Source organism: Pseudalkalibacillus hwajinpoensis (genome assembly GCF_039851965.1).
GTDB lineage: Bacteria > Bacillota > Bacilli > Bacillales > Guptibacillaceae > Guptibacillus > Guptibacillus hwajinpoensis_E.
The window spans coordinates 2,059,342-2,078,402 of the sequence record NZ_CP156674.1 but is presented as its reverse complement, the minus strand read 5'-3'; the positions used below and the strand labels follow the sequence as shown (position 1 = coordinate 2,078,402).

The 19,061-nt window shown below is 43.5% G+C and carries 18 protein-coding genes and 1 other annotated feature; all 18 genes read left to right on the top strand.

What is annotated here, in order from left to right; translation table 11 throughout:
* The first annotated feature begins 114 nt into the window (after positions 1–114).
* The 18 genes from rplK (at position 115) to rpsS (ending at position 19,051) form a co-directional block, all read left to right on the top strand.
* Positions 115–540, top strand: coding sequence for a 50S ribosomal protein L11 (gene rplK / locus ABFG93_RS10940; RefSeq protein WP_347548105.1), 426 nt, complete (start codon positions 115–117; stop codon positions 538–540).
* Between the two features lie 141 nt (positions 541–681).
* The gene (gene rplA / locus ABFG93_RS10935) at positions 682–1,374 is read left to right on the top strand and encodes a 50S ribosomal protein L1 (RefSeq protein ID WP_347548104.1); all 693 of its coding nucleotides are present in this window, start codon (positions 682–684) and stop codon (positions 1,372–1,374) included.
* 58 nt (positions 1,375–1,432) lie between these two features.
* Positions 1,433–1,568, top strand: a sequence feature (ribosomal protein L10 leader region).
* A 44-nt stretch (positions 1,569–1,612) separates the two neighbouring features.
* Positions 1,613–2,113, top strand: a complete 501-nt coding sequence (gene rplJ, locus ABFG93_RS10930) for a 50S ribosomal protein L10 (RefSeq protein ID WP_347548103.1) — start codon at positions 1,613–1,615, stop codon at positions 2,111–2,113.
* 55 nt (positions 2,114–2,168) lie between these two features.
* The gene (gene rplL, locus ABFG93_RS10925; protein WP_347548102.1) at positions 2,169–2,531 is read left to right on the top strand and encodes a 50S ribosomal protein L7/L12; all 363 of its coding nucleotides are present in this window, start codon (positions 2,169–2,171) and stop codon (positions 2,529–2,531) included.
* Between the two features lie 128 nt (positions 2,532–2,659).
* Positions 2,660–3,259 (top strand): class I SAM-dependent methyltransferase, encoded by a 600-nt coding sequence (locus ABFG93_RS10920; protein ID WP_347548101.1) that lies wholly within the window; start codon positions 2,660–2,662, stop codon positions 3,257–3,259.
* Positions 3,260–3,522: 263 nt separating this feature from the next.
* Positions 3,523–7,065, top strand: a complete 3,543-nt coding sequence (gene rpoB / locus ABFG93_RS10915) for a DNA-directed RNA polymerase subunit beta (protein WP_347548100.1) — start codon at positions 3,523–3,525, stop codon at positions 7,063–7,065.
* A gap of 35 nt (positions 7,066–7,100) precedes the next feature.
* Positions 7,101–10,721: a DNA-directed RNA polymerase subunit beta' gene (gene rpoC / locus ABFG93_RS10910; RefSeq protein ID WP_347548099.1), complete on the top strand. Its 3,621-nt coding sequence runs from the start codon at positions 7,101–7,103 to the stop codon at positions 10,719–10,721.
* 86 nt (positions 10,722–10,807) lie between these two features.
* A complete protein-coding gene (locus tag ABFG93_RS10905) occupies positions 10,808–11,056 on the top strand; it encodes a 50S ribosomal protein L7ae-like protein (RefSeq protein WP_347548098.1) in 249 nt (82 codons plus the stop codon).
* Positions 11,057–11,170: 114 nt separating this feature from the next.
* A complete protein-coding gene (gene rpsL, locus ABFG93_RS10900; protein WP_347548097.1) occupies positions 11,171–11,593 on the top strand; it encodes a 30S ribosomal protein S12 in 423 nt (140 codons plus the stop codon).
* 39 nt (positions 11,594–11,632) lie between these two features.
* Positions 11,633–12,103, top strand: a complete 471-nt coding sequence (gene rpsG / locus ABFG93_RS10895) for a 30S ribosomal protein S7 (protein ID WP_347548096.1) — start codon at positions 11,633–11,635, stop codon at positions 12,101–12,103.
* Positions 12,104–12,149: 46 nt separating this feature from the next.
* Entirely contained in the window at positions 12,150–14,228 is a 2,079-nt protein-coding gene (gene fusA, locus ABFG93_RS10890; RefSeq protein ID WP_347548095.1) for an elongation factor G, read from the top strand.
* A 107-nt stretch (positions 14,229–14,335) separates the two neighbouring features.
* Positions 14,336–15,526: an elongation factor Tu gene (gene tuf / locus ABFG93_RS10885; protein WP_347548094.1), complete on the top strand. Its 1,191-nt coding sequence runs from the start codon at positions 14,336–14,338 to the stop codon at positions 15,524–15,526.
* 410 nt (positions 15,527–15,936) lie between these two features.
* Positions 15,937–16,245, top strand: coding sequence for a 30S ribosomal protein S10 (gene rpsJ, locus ABFG93_RS10880; RefSeq protein ID WP_160921559.1), 309 nt, complete (start codon positions 15,937–15,939; stop codon positions 16,243–16,245).
* A 46-nt stretch (positions 16,246–16,291) separates the two neighbouring features.
* On the top strand, positions 16,292–16,927 hold the full coding sequence (gene rplC, locus ABFG93_RS10875; RefSeq protein WP_347548093.1) for a 50S ribosomal protein L3: 636 nt from the start codon (positions 16,292–16,294) through the stop codon (positions 16,925–16,927).
* 17 nt (positions 16,928–16,944) lie between these two features.
* Positions 16,945–17,568, top strand: coding sequence for a 50S ribosomal protein L4 (gene rplD, locus ABFG93_RS10870; RefSeq protein ID WP_347548092.1), 624 nt, complete (start codon positions 16,945–16,947; stop codon positions 17,566–17,568).
* On the top strand, positions 17,568–17,855 hold the full coding sequence (gene rplW / locus ABFG93_RS10865; protein ID WP_098445976.1) for a 50S ribosomal protein L23: 288 nt from the start codon (positions 17,568–17,570) through the stop codon (positions 17,853–17,855). The genes rplD and rplW overlap by 1 nt, the downstream gene beginning before the upstream one ends.
* A gap of 28 nt (positions 17,856–17,883) precedes the next feature.
* The gene (rplB, locus tag ABFG93_RS10860; protein WP_347548091.1) at positions 17,884–18,714 is read left to right on the top strand and encodes a 50S ribosomal protein L2; all 831 of its coding nucleotides are present in this window, start codon (positions 17,884–17,886) and stop codon (positions 18,712–18,714) included.
* Positions 18,715–18,772: 58 nt separating this feature from the next.
* Entirely contained in the window at positions 18,773–19,051 is a 279-nt protein-coding gene (gene rpsS, locus ABFG93_RS10855) for a 30S ribosomal protein S19 (protein WP_347548090.1), read from the top strand.
* Positions 19,052–19,061: the final 10 nt, after the last annotated feature.

Here is a 19,061-nt window from a genome sequence, read left to right as displayed (position 1 = left end):
ATAGAATTTTAATGTTTCATGAGTCTCATACTATTCGAGACATTTGATTGATATATAAGGTGGGAGGGTGAAGACACCCAAATACCACATCACGGACTTAAGGAGGTGTGTCGCGTGGCTAAAAAGGTAATTAAAGTTGTAAAATTGCAAATCCCGGCTGGGAAGGCGAATCCTGCACCACCAGTTGGACCTGCACTAGGTCAAGCTGGAGTTAACATCATGGGATTCTGTAAAGAGTTTAATGCTCGTACTTCTGACCAGGCTGGCATGATTATTCCAGTAGAAATCACGGTTTTTGAAGACCGTTCATTTACATTTATCACTAAAACTCCACCAGCTGCAGTTCTACTTAAGAAAGCAGCAGGTATCGAGTCTGGTTCTGGAGAACCTAACCGCAACAAAGTTGCGACTGTTAAGCGTGATAAAGTGCGTGAGATCGCTGAAACAAAGATGCCAGATCTTAACGCAGCGAATGTTGATTCTGCAATGCGTATGGTTGAAGGAACTGCACGTAGCATGGGAATTGTTATCGAAGACTAATGTTACACAAGCCGTTGCGATTAAAAGGGATTCCTGCCTGTAATTTACAGGTTCGCAACTTTTATTATGGTATCGGCAAAATTGGTAGCATAAATAGTGGGAGGATAATCCGCTAAACCACATTCAAGGAGGAAACACAAAATGGCAAAACGAGGTAAGAAATACCAGGAGGCAGCTAAGTTAGTTGAACGTACAACTTTCTATGAGCCTCAAGAAGCAGTTGAACTTGTTAAAAAGACATCTGTAGGAAACTTTGATGGAACTGTTGAAGCAGCAATTCGTCTTGGAGTAGACCCTAAGAAAAACGACCAGCAGGTTCGTGGCGCGGTTGTACTTCCAAACGGGACTGGTAAAACACAACGCGTTCTTGTTTTCGCTAAAGGCGAAAAAGCAAAAGAAGCTGAAGCAGCTGGCGCTGACTATGTTGGAGAAGCTGACTACATTACGAAGATCAACGAGGGTTGGTTTGACTTTGACGTAATCGTAGCAACTCCTGACATGATGGGTGAAGTTGGTAAGCTCGGTCGTGTACTTGGACCAAAAGGTCTAATGCCGAACCCGAAAACTGGAACAGTTACGTTCGACGTAGAAAAAGCTGTTAACGAAATCAAAGCTGGTAAAGTAGAATACCGTGTAGACCGTGCTGGTAATGTTCATGCACCAATCGGTAAAGTATCTTTTGAAGCTGACAAGCTTGTTGAAAACTTGAATACACTTGTTGAAACACTTGTGAAAGTTAAACCTGCAGCTTCTAAAGGAACGTACCTTAAGAACATTTCAGTTACTTCTACAATGGGACCTGGTGTAAAAGTTAACGCATCAACTTACCGTTAATTTAATTAGCTGTTGACATTTACGTAGCTATTAAATATACTTGTAAATGTTGTTTGATAAATTAATACTTTCTATACCGTAGACAGCAGGGGTGCTAACGCACTTAATAGCCTGCCGAGGTGTGAAGTGATTCGATATGTAAGTAATCGATAAGCCTTCATGTCTTCGGATGTGAAGGCTTTTTATATGACCTCATATTCCAGGGCGGTATAGATACATTTCTTTAGGAGGTGGAACTATGAGCAGTGCAGTTGAACAAAAGAAGCATCTAGTTACAGAAATTACAGACAAACTTCGTGATAGCCAATCAACAATCTTTGTTGACTATCGTGGACTTGATGTATCCGAAGTAACAGAACTTCGTAAACAATTGCGTGATGCGAACGTTGAATTCCGTGTTTACAAAAACACTATGACTCGTCGCGCGGCAGAACAGCTTGAACTTACTGATTTGAATGAGCACCTTGTCGGACCTACGGCAATCGCGTTCAGCAATGAAGATGTTGTTGCTCCTGCTAAAATTTTGAACAACTTCGCTAAAACTCACGAAGCTCTTGAAATCAAGACTGGCGTGATCGAAGGCGGCGTTGTATCAGTAGAGAAGATCAAGGAACTTGCGGACCTACCAAACCGCGAAGGTCTACTTTCTATGTTGCTATCAGTGCTACAAGCACCTATGCGCAACATGGCATTGGCTACAAAAGCTGTTGCCGATCAAAAGGAAGAACAAGGCGCGTAAATTTACCGTCTATCAATTGGTATAGAACAAAACAAAAATTAAGGAGGATTTACTCATGAGTCACGAGCAAATCATTGAAGCAATCAAAGAAATGACAGTTCTTGAGCTTAACGACCTAGTTAAAGCTATCGAAGAAGAATTTGGTGTAACTGCAGCAGCTCCAGTAGCAGCAGCAGGCGGAGCAGCAGAAGGTGCTGCTGAAGAGCAAACAGAATTTGATGTAGTTCTTGAAAGTGCTGGAAGCAGCAAAATCAAGGTCATCAAAGTCGTTCGCGAAATCACTGGTCTTGGCTTGAAAGAAGCTAAAGAACTAGTTGACGGCGCTCCAAGCGCTATTAAAGAAGGCGTTGCTAAAGACGAAGCTGAAGAGCTTAAGTCTAAGCTAGAAGAAGTAGGCGCTGCAGTAGAAGTTAAGTAATCATTTGTCTGAAACAAAAGCTCGCTTTTAAAAGCGAGCTTTTTGTTATTGGGAGCTAAACTTTTAAGTTATGATGGAAGTGAAGTTTGGCAATGCTTATAGAAATGGCGATGAAATGAGGGATAGCATTGGGTGAGCATTATTATACAAAGAACCCGGGTGTAAAGAGTGATCCGAACCGGATTACTGCAGAGCTTCGAGGACGACGTTTCCAATTCACTACCGATTCTGGTGTTTTTTCAAAGAAAGAAGTCGATTTCGGGAGCAAGCTCCTGATTGAAACATTTGAAGAACCAGAAATTGAAGGAGATATTGTAGATGCTGGGTGTGGCTATGGCCCGATCGGCATATCGCTTGCTTCTGGACTTTCAAACCGTCGTTTTTATTTGCTTGATGTTAATGAACGTGCCACCGAGTTAGCAATGAACAACGCGATTCGTAATAGCGTGCATAATGTGAGCGTTATGGAGAGTGATCAGTTATGTGCGGTGAAAGACAAAACCTTTGCATCCGTTATTACAAATCCTCCCATACGCGCAGGAAAGCAGGTTGTTCATGGGATTCTAGAAGAAGCCCATCATGTTCTTAAGAAAGATGGAACGCTCTGGATTGTAATTCAAAAGAAACAGGGTGCCCCATCAGCAATCAACAAGCTGGAAGAAATGTTTGGGCATGTCGAGACCGTTGTGAAAAAGAAAGGATACTATATTCTAAAAGCAGTCAAGTAATTTATGAAAATATCCTTTGACTTCACAAACGGCCTATGCTAATATAATATAATGCCAATGATGGATTTTTCCAGGCCTTTTTCGCATTCCTGCGCTTAAAGGTATAAAATACCGTCGTCTGGAAAAACTAATATAATCGCTTATAGTTAAGGGGAAATTTTTATTTATGCCCTTTTTCTTTTTTTGTCCAACGATAGATTTTTGGTTTAACAGAAATTGTTGGGTGAAGAAAATAAATACGCTGGATTTGAGGGGTGAATCATTTGACAGGCCAACTAGTTCAGTATGGACGCCACCGCCAAAGAAGAAGCTACGCGCGAATCAAAGAAGTGTTGGATTTGCCAAATCTAATTGAGATTCAAACAGCTTCTTATCAATGGTTTCTTGATGAGGGTTTACGAGAAATGTTCCAGGATATTTCTCCAATCGAAGATTTCACAGGTAATCTTGTGCTGGAATTTATTGATTACAGCCTTGGTGAACCTAAGTACCCCGTGGAAGAGACCAAAGAGCGAGATGTAACATATTCTGCGCCTTTACGTGTGAAAGTACGCCTGATTAACAAAGAAACAGGTGAAGTAAAGGAACAAGAAGTGTTCATGGGTGATTTCCCATTAATGACTGAAACAGGTACCTTTATTATTAATGGGGCAGAACGCGTTATCGTTTCTCAGCTCGTGCGTTCTCCAAGTGTCTACTATAGTGAAAAGATCGATAAGAACGGCAAAAAAGGATATACAGCTACTGTCATTCCAAACCGAGGAGCATGGCTGGAATTTGAAACTGATGCCAAGGATATTGTCTATGTACGAATTGATCGTACTAGAAAGCTACCAATTACGGTACTGCTCAGAGCGTTAGGGTTTGGGTCTGATCAAGAAATCATAGATCTCCTAGGTGAAGATGAGTATCTTCGCAATACCCTAGAAAAAGACAACACGGACGGCACAGAAAAAGCGCTACTAGAAATCTATGAACGCTTACGTCCTGGCGAGCCTCCGACTGTCGACAACGCCAAAAGCTTACTTGATTCCCGCTTTTTTGATCCAAAGCGCTATGATCTTGCAAACGTAGGACGTTACAAGATCAACAAGAAGCTTCATATTAAAAACCGTCTGTTTAATCAGCGATTGGCTGAAACGCTAGTTGATCCCGAAACAGGTGAAGTGATTGCAGAAGAAGGCGAGATTCTTGATCGCCGTCTTTTAGATAGAATCCTTCCTGCACTTGAGACAAACGTTGGTTTCAAAGACGTCGAACCTCATGGTGGAGTGATTGAGGACGAATCTATCGGTTTGCAATCGATTAAAGTGTACGCTCCTGACGATCCAGAAGGTGAGCGTGTTATTAATGTGATCGGTAACGGTGGAGTTGAAACAGGAGTGAAAAACATCACCCCTGGCGATATCATTTCATCCATTAACTACTTCTTTAACCTTCTTCATCAGGTAGGAAACACGGATGATATTGATCACCTCGGTAACCGTCGACTTCGTTCAGTTGGTGAGCTTCTCCAGAACCAATTCCGTATTGGACTCTCCCGTATGGAACGTGTTGTGCGTGAACGTATGTCAATCCAGGATACGAACGTTATTACGCCACAGGCGCTAATTAATATTCGTCCTGTCATTGCATCCATTAAAGAGTTCTTCGGTAGTTCACAGCTATCTCAGTTCATGGATCAGACGAACCCGCTTGCTGAGCTAACTCATAAGCGTCGTTTATCTGCACTTGGACCAGGTGGTTTAACACGTGAACGTGCTGGCTTTGAAGTTCGTGACGTACATTACTCCCACTACGGAAGAATGTGTCCGATTGAAACTCCAGAAGGTCCGAACATCGGGCTAATTAACTCACTTTCATCTTATGCACGAGTTAATAAGTTTGGCTTCATTGAAACGCCTTACCGCAGAGTAGACCCTGAAACAGGCAAAGTTACGGAGTATATTGACTACTTAACAGCTGATGAACAGGACAACTATGTTGTAGCGCAGGCAAATGCTAAGCTAACCGATGATGGTTCATTTAGAGATGAAGATATTGTTGCGCGTTTCCGTGACGAGAACATTATCATCGCTCGCGAAAAAATCGACTACATGGACGTATCCCCGAAACAGGTAGTTTCAGCAGCAACGGCTTGTATTCCGTTCCTTGAGAACGATGACTCCAACCGTGCGCTAATGGGTGCGAACATGCAGCGTCAGGCTGTACCTTTGATGGTTCCTGAAGCACCAATTGTCGGAACAGGTATGGAGCATGTTAACGGAAAAGACTCCGGTGCCGCTGTTATTTGTAAGCACGAAGGTATTATCGAGTTTGCATCCGCTGCAGAAATTCATGTTCGTCGCGTATCCGTCATTGATGGCCAGGAAGTTAAAGGTGATCTTGACCGTTATAAATTGCTTAAGTTTATTCGTTCCAATCAGGGAACGTGTTATAACCAGAAGCCAATTGTCGTTGAAGGCGACCGTGTTGTAAAAGGAGAAATCCTTGGAGACGGTCCATCAATGGAAAAAGGTGAAATGGCACTCGGACGTAACGTTCTTGTCGGATTTATGACATGGGAAGGTTACAACTACGAGGATGCTATTATTATGAGCGAACGTCTTGTAAAAGATGACGTTTATACATCAATTCACATCGAAGAATACGAATCAGAAGCACGTGACACAAAGCTTGGACCTGAAGAAATCACTCGTGACATTCCGAACGTCGGGGAAGATGCTTTGCGTAACCTTGACGAACGCGGAATTATTCGCATGGGTGCTGAAGTGAAAGATGGTGACATCCTTGTTGGTAAAGTTACCCCTAAAGGTGTAACAGAATTGACTGCGGAAGAACGTCTACTCCATGCAATTTTTGGAGAAAAAGCACGTGAAGTTCGTGACACATCTCTCCGTGTACCGCACGGTGGTGATGGAATCGTTCTTGATGTGAAAATCTTTAACCGTGAAGACGGCGATGAGCTTCCACCGGGAGTAAATCAACTTGTGCGAGTTTACATCGTTCAAAAGCGTAAGATTCATGAAGGAGATAAAATGGCTGGACGTCACGGTAACAAAGGTGTTATCTCAAGGATTCTTCCTGAAGAAGATATGCCTTACTTGCCAGACGGTACGCCAATCGATATCATGTTGAATCCGCTTGGTGTTCCTTCTCGTATGAACATTGGACAGGTGTTGGAGCTCCATATTGGTATGGCTGCTCGTGCACTTGGAATTCACGTTGCAACGCCAGTATTTGATGGAGCTCGTGAAGAAGATGTTTGGGAAACGCTTGAAGAAGCAGGTATGCCACGTGATGGTAAAACTGTTCTTTACGACGGCCGTACGGGTGAACCATTCGATAACCGTATCTCTGTCGGTGTTATGTATATGATCAAACTTGCTCACATGGTTGATGACAAACTTCATGCACGTTCAACAGGACCTTATTCACTCGTTACGCAGCAGCCTCTTGGTGGTAAAGCACAATTTGGTGGACAGCGTTTCGGTGAGATGGAAGTATGGGCACTTGAAGCATATGGTGCTGCGTATACCCTACAGGAAATTCTGACGGTTAAATCGGATGATGTTGTAGGACGTGTTAAGACTTACGAGGCAATCGTAAAAGGTGAAAATGTTCCTGAGCCTGGTATTCCAGAATCGTTTAAAGTTCTAATCAAAGAGTTGCAGTCACTTGGTATGGACGTGAAAATGCTTGCTAGTGATGAGCAAGAAATTGAAATGAAAGAGTTAGACGACGAAGAAGACCAATCCAGTGAGAAATTAAACTTGAATGTTGGGTCAAATCAGGCGAGCGAGTAAGGGTTAAAGCTGAATTCTAAAGGGAGGTAGGCCCCTTGATAGATGTCAATAAATTTGAGTATATGAAAATCGGTCTGGCGTCACCGGATAAAATCCGCTCTTGGTCAAGAGGAGAAGTTAAGAAGCCAGAAACCATTAACTACCGTACCTTGAAACCGGAAAAAGATGGTCTTTTCTGTGAGCGAATCTTCGGACCAACTAAAGACTGGGAATGTCATTGTGGGAAATACAAACGAATCCGTTATAAAGGAGTCGTTTGTGATCGCTGCGGAGTTGAAGTAACACGTGCGAAAGTCCGTCGTGAGAGAATGGGGCATATCGAGCTAGCTGCTCCTGTCTCTCACATCTGGTACTTTAAAGGCATTCCAAGCCGCATGGGACTTGTCCTAGACATGTCACCACGTGCACTTGAAGAAGTTATTTATTTCGCTTCTTATGTTGTAACTGAAGCTGGTGATACACCGCTTGAGAAGAAACAACTTCTTTCTGAGAAAGAGTACCGCGCATACCGTGAAAAGTATGGCAAAACGTTCTCTGCAGAAATGGGTGCGGAAGCAATCCGCAGGCTCTTGTTTGATATCGATCTTGATAAAGAGGTAGATATCCTTAAAGAAGAGTTGAAAACAGCACAAGGTCAGCGTAGAACGCGTGCGATCAAACGTCTTGAAGTACTTGAGGCATTTAGAGGATCAGGAAACAATCCTTCTTGGATGATTCTAGATGTTCTGCCTGTTATTCCTCCAGAACTTCGTCCGATGGTACAGCTAGACGGTGGACGTTTTGCGACTTCTGATTTAAACGATCTATATCGTCGTGTGATTAACCGTAATAATCGCTTGAAGCGCCTTCTTGATCTTGGCGCGCCAAGCATCATCGTGCAAAACGAAAAGCGTATGCTTCAAGAAGCTGTCGATGCCCTTATTGACAATGGTCGTCGTGGCCGTCCTGTAACTGGTCCGGGTAACCGTCCGTTGAAATCTCTTTCTCACATGTTGAAAGGGAAACAGGGACGTTTCCGTCAAAACCTTCTTGGTAAGCGTGTAGATTACTCAGGTCGTTCAGTAATCGTAGTAGGACCTAACCTGAAGATGTACCAGTGTGGGCTACCGAAAGAGATGGCTCTTGAGTTATTCAAGCCTTTCGTTATGAAAGAACTTGTTTCAAAAGGTCTTGCACATAATATTAAGAGCGCAAAGCGTAAAGTCGAGAAAGTTCATCCAGAAGTCTGGGACGTATTGGAAAACGTGATTAAAGAACACCCTGTTCTTCTTAACCGTGCACCAACGCTTCACCGTCTTGGTATTCAGGCGTTTGAACCAATTCTTGTTGAGGGACGCGCAATTCGTCTTCACCCACTCGTATGTACGGCGTATAACGCTGACTTTGATGGTGACCAGATGGCCGTTCACGTTCCGCTATCTGCAGAAGCGCAAGCAGAAGCGCGAATCTTAATGCTTGCAGCACAGAACATCCTTAACCCGAAAGATGGTAAGCCAGTTGTTACACCGTCACAGGATATGGTTCTAGGTAACTACTACCTGACTATGGAACGTGAAGGAGCAATTGGTGAAGGTTCTGTATTTAAAGATACAAATGAGGCAATAATTGCATACCAGAATGGATTTGCACATCTTCATTCTCGTGTAGCTATTCCTGCAGCATCACTTAATAAATCTGCTTTTACAGAAGAGCAGAACAAGCAGTTGCTTGTAACTACGGTTGGTAAGTTGATTTTCAACGAAATCCTTCCGGAGTCGTTCCCATATATCAATGAACCGACAACAAGTAACCTTGAAATTGCTACACCGGAGCAATACTTCCTTCCTCACGGCGTGAACGTGAAAGAAGAAATCGCAAAGCGCGATTTGATCTCACCATTTAAGAAGGGCATTCTTGGTAAGATCATCGCTGAAGTGTTCAAGCGTTTCAAAGTTACAGAAACATCCCGCATGCTTGACCGCATGAAGGATCTTGGCTTCAAATATTCTACTAAGGCTGGTATTACCGTTGGTGTGGCTGACGTTGTAGTACTTGCTGAGAAACAGGAAATTGTTCAAGAAGCTGAGGAAAAAGTTGAAAAAGTTCTTAAGCAGTTCCGTCGTGGTTTGATTACCGACGATGAGCGTTATGACCGTGTTATTGCAATCTGGAGTAGCGCGAAAGATCGCATCCAGGAAAAACTGATGAACAGACTTGAAAAAGATAACCCAATCTTTATGATGAGTGATTCAGGTGCTCGTGGTAACGCATCTAACTTTACACAGCTTGCGGGTATGCGTGGATTGATGGCTAACCCATCTGGACAAATCATTGAACTTCCGATTAAATCCAGCTTCCGTGAAGGTTTAACAGTGCTTGAGTACTTTATTTCAACGCACGGTGCACGTAAAGGACTTGCTGATACTGCACTTAAAACAGCTGACTCAGGTTACCTTACTCGTCGTCTTGTTGATGTTGCACAGGATGTTATCGTACGCGAAGATGACTGTGGAACTGACAGAGGACTTGAAGTTAGCGCAATTAAGAATGGTAATGAATTGATCGAAGGACTTTATGACCGACTTGTAGGCCGCGTTGCCTTTAAGAAAGTTAGACATCCAGAGACAAACGAAGTCCTTGTTGAGAAAAACAACCTTATCACAGAAGATATCGCTACAGAAATCGTAGAAGCGGGCATTGAAAATGTTCACATCCGTTCTGCCTTTACATGTAGCACGAGTCATGGTGTGTGTAAGAAGTGTTACGGACGTAACCTTGCAACCGGTACTCGCGTAGAAGTTGGGGAAGCAGTGGGAATTATCGCTGCTCAATCAATCGGTGAACCGGGTACGCAGTTAACAATGCGTACATTCCATACAGGTGGAGTTGCCGGGGACGATATCACTCAAGGTCTTCCTCGTATTCAGGAGCTATTTGAAGCACGGAACCCGAAAGGTCAAGCAGTTGTATCCGAGTTAGACGGGAAAGTGATTGATTTAGCTGAAGTGAAAGAGAAGAAAGAGATTGTCGTTCAAGGTGAAACGGAGACTAGAAACTATCCTGTGCCATATGGCGCTCGTTTGAAGATCGCTGTCGGAGATGAAGTTAAGGCTGGTCAACCTCTTACAGAAGGTTCGATCGATCCAAAACAACTTCTAACTATTAGCGGAATTGACGGTGTGCAAGAGTACCTTCTAGCAGAAGTACAGAAGGTATACCGTATGCAGGGTGTTGAAATCGGAGACAAGCACGTTGAAGTAATGGTTCGCCAGATGATGCGTAAGATTCGTGTTATTGATGCGGGCGATACAGAAGTGCTGCCTGGATCTCTTATCGACATTCACCAGTTTAAAGGAGTTAACCGTAAAGTTCTGAGACAGGGCGGTTTGCCTGCAACTGGACGTCCGGTACTTCTTGGTATTACAAAAGCATCACTTGAAACTGAATCCTTCCTATCTGCCGCATCCTTCCAGGAAACAACTCGTGTCCTAACTGATGCAGCAATTAAAGGTAAGCGTGACGAGTTACTTGGTCTTAAGGAAAATGTTATTATCGGTAAACTTGTTCCGGCAGGTACTGGTATGCAGCGTTACCGTAGAATCAACGTAGCAGGCGAAGCGCAGGAAGCAGAACAGCTTTTGGAACAGGAAGAAAGTGCTCTAGTAAGTCAAGAATAAACAGGGGAAGTGTTGACATCGGGAGTGCAGGGTGATATTATATCCAAGGTGCTCCCGATAATCCTGTTACTTTGGAGGATATGTTTGTGTCTTATGAAAAAGTATCACAGGCAGATGAGTTAATTATTGGGACGAAACAAACTCTAAAAGCCCTCCAGATTGGGGAAGCGAAGGAAGTTTTCATCGCTGACGACGCTGATCGCAGGGTAACTTCTAAAGTTGTTGCACTCGCTGAAGAAAAAAACATACCTGTTCATCGTGTTGATTCTATGAAGAAACTCGGTAAGGCATGTGGGATTGAAGTAGGCGCAGCAACAGTTACGATAAAAGCATAACCGTTTTTGCCGGGTGAAGGTACGCCCTGCCTGGCAAAAACTTTCCTTTTATCTATAGATGAACCACCTGGATGTGTGGGCTTGCTTATTTACGAAAGAAGGGAGGAAAACAAAATGCCAACTATTAACCAACTTGTTCGCAAGGGACGTGTTTCTAAAACAAAGAAATCCGATTCTCCAGCATTGAACAAAGGATATAATAGCTTCAAAAAGTCTCATACAGACCTTTCATCTCCACAAAAACGTGGTGTATGTACTCGTGTAGGTACGATGACTCCTAAGAAGCCGAACTCCGCATTGCGTAAATACGCTCGTGTTCGTCTTACTAACGGAATTGAAGTTACAGCTTATATCCCTGGTATCGGTCACAACCTTCAGGAGCACAGTGTAGTGCTTATCCGCGGAGGACGTGTTAAAGATTTACCGGGTGTGCGTTATCACATCGTTCGTGGTGCGCTTGACACTGCAGGTGTTAACGAGCGCAGACAGGGTCGTTCGAAATACGGTACTAAGAGACCGAAAGAAGCTAAGAAATAATAAATTCTAATTAACTACAAAATGAAAGGGGGTTAACCCATGCCACGTAAAGGTCCAGTAGAACGTCGTGACGTATTACCAGATCCAATTTACAAATCCAAGCTAGTTACTCGCCTGATCAACCGCCTTATGGTAGATGGTCAGAAAGGTAAAGCTCAGCAGGTGCTATACAAAGCGTTTGATCTTATTCAGGAGCGCACAAACACAGAGGCTATGGAAGTATTCGACCAGGCGTTGAAAAACGTTATGCCAGTACTTGAAGTACGCGCTCGTCGTGTTGGTGGTGCAAACTACCAGGTGCCGGTTGAAGTTCGTCCAGAACGTCGTACAACATTAGGTCTTCGCTACCTTGTAAACTATTCCCGTCTTCGCGGTGAAAAGACTATGGTAGAAAGACTTGCTAATGAAATTATGGATGCAGCTAACAACACAGGTGCTTCTGTTAAGAGACGTGAAGAAATGCACAAAATGGCTGAAGCAAACAAAGCGTTTGCTCACTATCGCTGGTAATCAGCACACAACCCAAATCCCTTTATAAAAGGAAGGAGAAATACTAATGGCAAGAGAATTCTCCTTAAAAGATACACGTAATATCGGTATCATGGCTCACATTGATGCTGGTAAAACAACAACAACCGAGCGTATTCTTTTCTATTCAGGGCGAATCCACAAAATCGGTGAGACTCACGAAGGTGCTTCTCAGATGGACTGGATGGAGCAGGAGCAGGAGCGTGGAATCACGATCACTTCTGCTGCTACCACTGCCGAGTGGAAAGACCACCGTGTTAACATCATTGACACACCTGGCCACGTAGACTTTACGGTAGAAGTTGAACGTTCTTTGCGTGTATTGGATGGAGCAGTTGCGGTACTTGATGCACAATCTGGTGTTGAACCGCAAACAGAAACTGTTTGGCGTCAAGCTACAAACTACGGAGTGCCTCGTGTCGTATTCATTAACAAAATGGATAAGTTAGGCGCAGACTTCATTTACTCCACAGGTACACTTCATGACCGTTTACAAGCAAACGCTCACCCGATTCAGCTTCCAATTGGTGCTGAAGACGACTTCGAAGGAATCATTGACTTAATCACAATGGAAGCTTTCTATTACCTTGATGATCTTGGTTCTCGTACTGAAGCACGTGAAATTCCTGCTGAGTACAAAGAACAAGCTGATGAGTATCGTACGAAATTGATTGAAGCTGTAGCTGAACTTGAAGAAGATCTTATGATGAAATACCTTGAAGGTGAAGAACTTACAGAAGAAGAAATCAAAGCTGCAATCCGTAAAGGAACTTGTAACGTTGAATTCTATCCTGTACTATGTGGTTCTGCATTTAAGAACAAAGGCGTTCAGCTAGTTCTTGATGCTGTATTGGATTACCTTCCATCACCACTTGATGTTCCAGCAATCAAAGGTCATCTGAAAGATTCTGAAGAAGAAGTCATTCGCTCTGCTGACGATAACGGACCTTTCTCTGCACTTGCATTTAAAGTAATGACAGATCCTTTCGTTGGTAAGCTTACATTCTTCCGTGTATACTCAGGAACGCTTTCTTCTGGTTCTTACGTTAAGAACTCTACGAAAGACAAGCGCGAACGTGTAGGTCGTATCCTTCAGATGCACGCTAACTCTCGTGAAGAAATCTCTACTGTATATGCAGGAGATATCGCAGCAGCAGTTGGTTTGAAAGATACTTCAACTGGTGATACTCTATGTGATGAAAAGGATACTGTTATCCTTGAATCTATGGACTTCCCAGATCCAGTTATCTCAGTAGCAATCGAGCCGAAAACGAAGAGTGACCAGGACAAAATGTCCGTAGCTCTAGGAAAGCTCGCTGAAGAGGATCCAACTTTCAAAACTGAAACAAACGAAGAGACTGGCCAAACGATTATCTCAGGAATGGGTGAACTTCACCTTGATATCATCGTTGACCGTCTGCGCCGTGAGTTTAAAGTTGAAGCTACTGTTGGTGCGCCTCAGGTTGCATATCGCGAATCAATTCGTCAAGCTGGTAAGGTTGAAGGTAAGTTCGTACGTCAGTCCGGTGGTCGTGGACAATACGGACACGTATGGGTTGAATTCGAGCCGAACGAAGAAGGCGCTGGATTTGAATTTGAAAATAAAATTGTCGGCGGTGTTGTTCCTCGTGAATACATCCCTGCAGTTGAAGCTGGGCTACGCGATGCAATGGCCAATGGTCTCCTTGCAGGCTACCCACTAATCGACGTGAAAGCTCGCCTTGTTGATGGATCTTATCATGACGTTGACTCGAACGAAATGGCATTTAAGATCGCTGCATCTATGGCTTTGAAAAAAGCCAAAACTGTATGTGATCCAGCTCTTCTTGAGCCTATGATGAAAGTTGAAGTTGTAGTGCCTGAAGAATATCTTGGAGACATCATGGGCGATGTAACTAGCCGTCGAGGACGTGTTGAAGGAATGACTGCACGCGGAAACGCTCAAGTTATTAACGCGTTCGTACCACTTTCAGAAATGTTTGGTTATGCAACTACACTTCGTTCACGTACGCAAGGTCGCGGTACTTATACAATGACTTTCGACCACTATGAGCAAGTGCCTAAATCAATCTCTGAAGAAATCATTAAAAAAGCTACAGGCGAATAATTGTAGCAATCAAGCTTTTGTTGTAATCTAAGATAGGCGAGCTTTTAAAGAATCACACGCCTATCTTGGCATAGATAATTTCTTGGTAATCAAAGGAGGAAACACTAATGTCAAAAGAAAAATTCGACCGCTCCAAGCCCCATGTTAACATTGGTACAGTTGGTCACGTTGACCATGGTAAAACTACTCTAACAGCTGCGATCACTTCTGTGCTTCACAAGCGTTCAGGTAGCGGTACTGCTATGGCTTATGACCAAATCGATGGTGCTCCAGAAGAGCGCGAACGTGGAATCACAATTTCAACTGCACACGTTGAGTACGAAACTGAAAACCGTCACTATGCACACGTTGACTGCCCAGGTCACGCTGACTATGTTAAAAACATGATCACTGGTGCTGCACAGATGGACGGCGGAATCCTAGTAGTTTCTGCTGCTGACGGCCCAATGCCACAAACTCGTGAGCATATCCTTCTTTCTCGTCAAGTTGGTGTTCCTGTTCTTGTTGTATTCTTGAACAAATGTGACATGGTTGATGACGAAGAACTACTTGAACTAGTTGAAATGGAAGTTCGTGATCTTCTTTCTGAATACGACTTCGATGGCGATGAAGTTCCAGTAATCAAAGGTTCTGCTCTTAAAGCTCTTGAAGGCGACGAAGAGTATGAAGCTAAAATCTTTGAACTTATGGACGCTGTTGATGAGTATATCCCAACTCCAACTCGTGACACTGACAAGCCATTCATGATGCCAGTTGAGGACGTATTCTCAATCACTGGTCGTGGTACAGTAGCAACTGGCCGTGTTGAGCGTGGACAAATCAAAGTCGGTGACGAAGTTGAAATTCTTGGTCTTGCTGAAGAGAACAAGAAAACAACAGTTACTGGTGTTGAAATGTTCCGTAAGCTTCTTGACTATGCTGAAGCTGGCGACAACATTGGTGCACTTCTTCGCGGTGTTTCTCGTGATGACATTCAGCGTGGACAAGTTCTTGTTAAGCCAGGAACTGTAAAAGCTCACACTAAGTTCCAAGCTGAAGTTTACGTTCTTTCTAAAGAAGAGGGTGGACGTCATACTCCATTCTTCGCTAACTACCGTCCTCAGTTCTACTTCCGTACAACTGACGTAACTGGTACAATCGCTCTTCCTGAAGGCGTTGAAATGGTTATGCCTGGAGACAACATCGAAATGACAGTTGAACTAATCGCTCCTATCGCAATTGAAGATGGAACGAAGTTCTCTATCCGTGAAGGTGGACGTACTGTAGGCGCAGGCGTTGTAGCAACAATCACTGAGTAATCTCTTCTCTATGATTTAACCAAACACCCGGATCACTTTCCGGGTGTTTTTAATTTACTTCGCGAGCACTTGTAAGTTTCTATGTTTGAGAGTGAAATAGTGAGTGTGTTAACGTAAGGAAAGTGTTCAAAAAGCGTTCCACATAATTGAATTGTCTGAAATTGCTTTTAGACCTTGCATTTTTTTGTTCACGCCGTTATACTATCAAGAGTGTGCGATCGACATACTTTTTAATTAGTCGAAAGCCTTGCATAACATCAACGGCTTTAGTATAATAAGAATGTTGGTCATAAACAGCGATGATGTGGAAGGTTGCTGACACACCCGGCCCCTTTGCCATGGCGAGTGTGTTGGGTTTATTTTCACGGAGAACTGTCTATAACAATATGGGCGATAAAGGAGGGGAAATAATGGCAAAGCAAAAGATTCGTATTCGTTTAAAAGCATATGATCACCGTATTCTTGATCAGTCTGCTGAGAAAATTGTAGAAACAGCAAAACGTTCAGGTGCGCAAGTATCCGGACCTATCCCGTTGCCGACGGAAAAATCTGTTTACACAGTTCTACGTGCGGTACACAAGTACAAAGATTCTCGTGAGCAGTTTGAAATGCGTACGCATAAGCGTCTAATCGATATCATCGAGCCGACACCACAAACAGTTGACTCGTTAATGCGTTTGGACCTACCGTCTGGCGTTGACATTGAAATTAAACTTTAATAGAACGCTAAATAAATTATTTAAAAACAATTAGGAGGTGTGACGAATGACCAAAGGAATCTTAGGAAGAAAAGTAGGCATGACGCAAGTCTTTGCTGACAACGGAGATATCATCCCGGTAACTGTGATTGAAGCAGAACCTAACGTTGTCCTTCAAAAGAAAGCTGTTGATACGGATGGATATGAAGCAATTCAAATCGGATTCGCTGATAAGAAGAAATCTCGTTTCAACAAGCCTGAAGAGGGCCATGCTACAAAAGCTAGCACTACACCTAAGCGCTTCGTGAAGGAAATTCGTAACGCGGAAGGTAGTTACGAAATTGGTCAGGAAGTCAAGGTTGGTATCTTTAACGAAGGTGACGTGGTTGATGTAACTGGTACGTCCAAAGGGAAAGGTTTCCAGGGTGCAATCAAGCGCCATAACCAATCTCGCGGACCAATGACACACGGTTCACGTTATCACCGTCGTCCAGGTTCAATGGGACCTATCGATCCAATGCGTGTAATGAAAGGTAAACTTCTACCTGGTCGCATGGGTGGCGAACGTGTAACAGTTCAAAACCTTGAAATCGTTAAAGTTGATGCAGAACGTAACGTAATTCTTGTTAAAGGTAACGTACCTGGAGCTAAGAAAAGCTACGTAACTATACAAAGCGCGGTTAAAGCACAAGAAGCTAAGTAAGAAGGGAGGATATCCAAGTGCCTAAAGTAACAATGTTCAACCAAACCGGAGCACAAGTCGGCGACATCGAACTCGCTGAAGCAATCTTCGGGATCGAACCAAACGAAAGTGTTATGTATGATGCGGTTATCATGCAGCAAGCATCTTTGCGTCAAGGTAACCATGACGTAAAAAATCGTTCAGAAGTACGCGGTGGTGGAGCTAAACCATGGCGCCAAAAAGGAACAGGTCGTGCTCGTCAGGGCTCAATCCGTTCTCCACAATGGGTTGGCGGTGGAGTAGTATTTGGTCCGACACCAAGAAGCTATTCTTACAAGCTACCTAAAAAGGTTCGCCGTTTGGCAATCAAATCTGCTTTGTCTTCTAAGTTGCAAACAGAAGACATGGTTATCGTGGACAGTATTTCTTTTGATGCTCCAAAAACAAAAGAAATGAAATCCGTACTAACAAGCTTATCAGCAGAAAGCAAGGCGCTTATCGTTACAGGCGACTATAACGAAGCTGTTGCATTATCTGCACGCAATATTCCTGGTGTTACTGTTGTAACTTCAGCTGGACTTAATATTCTTGATGTCCTTAAAGCTGATAAACTAGTTATGACAAAAGACGCTGTGGAAAAAGTAGAGGAGGTGCTAGCGTAATGAACGCTCGTGACATCATCAAGCGCCCCGTTATTACAGAAGCTACTACAGATGTAATGGCAGACAAAAAGTATACTTTCGAAGTTGATACTCGTGCTAACAAAACTCAAATCAAGAGTGCTCTAGAAGAAATCTTCGGAGTTAAAGTTGCTGGAGTAAACACTCAAAATTATATGGGTAAAAAGAAACGTGTTGGCCGCCACAGCGGATTTACACCACGTCGCAAAAAAGCTATCGTGACGCTTACACCAGAAAGCAAAGAATTGGATTTCTTTGAAGGCGTCTAAAAAATAATTGTGAAGGAGGGAAATAGGAATGGCGATTAAAAAGTATAAACCGACCACAAACGGTCGTCGTGGGATGTCAGTATCTGACTTTGCTGAAATCACAACGGACCAGCCGGAAAAATCGTTGCTTGCACCGATTCATAGAAAAGGCGGACGTAACAACCAGGGTCGCTTAACAGTTCGTCACCAGGGTGGCGGTCATAAGCGTAAATACCGTGTTATTGACTTTAAACGAGACAAAGATGGAATACCAGGACGCGTTGCTACGATCGAATACGATCCGAACCGTTCTGCTAACATCGCTCTTATCAACTATGCTGATGGAGAAAAGCGTTACATTCTTGCTCCGAAAGGAATTAAAGTAGGAACTGAAATCATGTCTGGCGTTGATGCTGACATTAAAGTAGGGAACGCTCTTCCACTAATCAACATCCCAGTTGGTACTACAATTCATAACATTGAACTTAAGCCGGGCCGCGGCGGACAACTTGTTCGTTCTGCTGGTGCAGAAGCTCAGCTTCTTGGTAAAGAAGGTAGATACGTACTTGTACGTCTTCGTTCTGGAGAAACTCGTATGATTCTTTCTACTTGCCGCGCAACAATCGGCCAGGTTGGTAACCTTGAGCACGAGCTTATCAATATTGGTAAAGCTGGTCGTTCTCGCTGGTTGGGCATCCGTCCTACAGTTCGTGGTTCTGTAATGAACCCTGTTGATCACCCACACGGTGGTGGTGAAGGTCGTGCACCGATCGGACGTAAATCACCAATGTCACCATGGGGCAAACCAACCCTTGGATTTAAGACTCGTAAGAAAAACAAAGACTCCGACAAGTACATCGTACGCCGTCGCAAAAAATAACGAGATTAACCTACGGTTCCGAGGAGCCGTAGCATAATCTCAAAAGGGAGGTTCACAAATGGGTCGTAGTTTGAAAAAAGGACCTTTTGTCGACGATCATTTAATGAAAAAGGTCGAAGACTTAAATGAAAAGAGCGACAAAAAAGTTATCAAAACTTGGTCACGTCGTTCAACAGTATTCCCAGAGTTTATTGGACACACTTTTGCAGTATATGATGGACGCAAGCACGTACCGGTTTATGTTACAGAAGACATGGTCGGACACAAGCTTGGTGAATTTGCTCCATCTCGCACATATCGCGGGCATGCTGCAGATGACAAAAAAACTAGACGTTAATTTGAGGGGA